Origin of the sequence: Luteimonas sp. TWI382 (genome assembly GCF_039674545.1) — a bacterium.
Lineage (GTDB): Bacteria > Pseudomonadota > Gammaproteobacteria > Xanthomonadales > Xanthomonadaceae > Luteimonas.
This window is the reverse complement of record NZ_JBDJNS010000050.1, coordinates 1-1431: the sequence shown is the minus strand read 5'-3', so window position 1 is coordinate 1431 and position 1431 is coordinate 1. Positions and strand designations below refer to the sequence as shown.

General features: G+C 70.0%; 1 protein-coding gene. It reads right to left on the bottom strand.

The genetic code is table 11. The annotated features are described in order from the left end of the window. Positions 1–1430, bottom strand: a 1430-nt coding sequence (glmS, locus tag ABE505_RS17035; protein WP_346445845.1) for a glutamine--fructose-6-phosphate transaminase (isomerizing), incomplete at its 3' end; no start/stop codon positions are given. Position 1431 lies beyond the last annotated feature (1 nt).

Sequence of the window (1431 nt, the reverse complement as noted above, 5' to 3'; positions counted from 1 at the left end):
TGCACGCCGCGGCCCAGGAACAGCGCATGCTGCTTGGGCGCGAAGCGCTCGGCCCACGAGGCGATCTGCGGCTCGAGGTTGAGCGCGTGCTGCACGCTGCCCGGCAGGTGGCGCAGCGCTTCGACGTAATCGGCCTCCTGCGCGGCGTCGACGCGGCCGGCCAGCTTGCCGAGCGTGGCGGCCAGTGCGAACAGGCCCACGAGCTGGGTCGTGAACGCCTTGGTCGAGGCGACGCCGATCTCGGCGCCGGCGCGGGTGTAGAACACCAGGCGGCTGGCGCGCGGGATCGCACTCTCGGGCACGTTGCAGATCGACAGCGTGTGCTGGTGACCGAGCGACTTGGCGTACTTGAGCGCCTCCATCGTGTCGAGCGTCTCGCCCGACTGGGAAATGGTCACGATCAGGTGCTTGGGATTGGCCACCGCCTCGCGGTAGCGGTACTCGCTGGCGATCTCGACCGAGCACGGCAGCCCGGCGATCGACTCGATCCAATAGCGTGCGACCGAGCCGGCATAGAAGCTGGTGCCGCAGGCCAGGATCTGCACGCCCTCGATCTCGCGCAGCACCTGACCGTCGGCATCGCCGAACAGACCCGGCTCGAACGCGGCCGCATCGATGATCGCCTCGAGCGTGTCGCCCAGCGCGCGCGGCTGCTCGTGGATCTCCTTCTGCATGAAGTGCCGGTACGGCCCGAGCTCCAGCGACGCCAGCGAGACGTCGGACAGGTGCTCGGAGCGCGTCACCTCGGCCCCGGTGCCGTCGAAGATCCGCACCGCATCGCGGGTGAGCTCGGCGGTGTCGCCTTCTTCGAGGAAGATCACCCGGCGCGTGGCCTGCAGGATCGCCGAGACGTCGGAGGCGACGAACTGTTCGCCTTCGCCCAGGCCCACCAGCAACGGGCACCCCATCCGGGCCGCGACCAGGCGGCCGGGCTCGCGTCGATCGATCACCGCCAGCGCATAGGCGCCGTCGAGCTCCTTGACCGCGGCCTGCAGGGCGGCCAGCAGGTCCAGGCCCTGGGTCTGGTGGTGATGGATCAGATGGGCGATGACCTCGGTGTCGGTCTGCGACTCGAATACGTAGCCCAGCGCGGTCAGGCGCTCGCGCTGCGCCTCGTGGTTCTCGATGATGCCGTTGTGCACCAGCGCCAGCGTGTCGTGACTGATGTGCGGATGCGCGTTGTGCTCGGTGACTCCGCCATGGGTCGCCCAGCGCGTGTGGCCGATGCCCAGACGCGCCTGCAGCGCCTCGGCCTGCGCGGCCGCGGCCATCTCGGCGACGCGGCCGGTCCGGCGCACGCGCCGCACCGTGTCGCCGTCGAGCACCGCGATGCCGGCCGAATCGTAGCCGCGATACTCCAGCCGCTTGAGGCCCTCGACCAGGACCGGGACCACATCGCGATCCGCGATCGCACCGACGATTCCGCACATG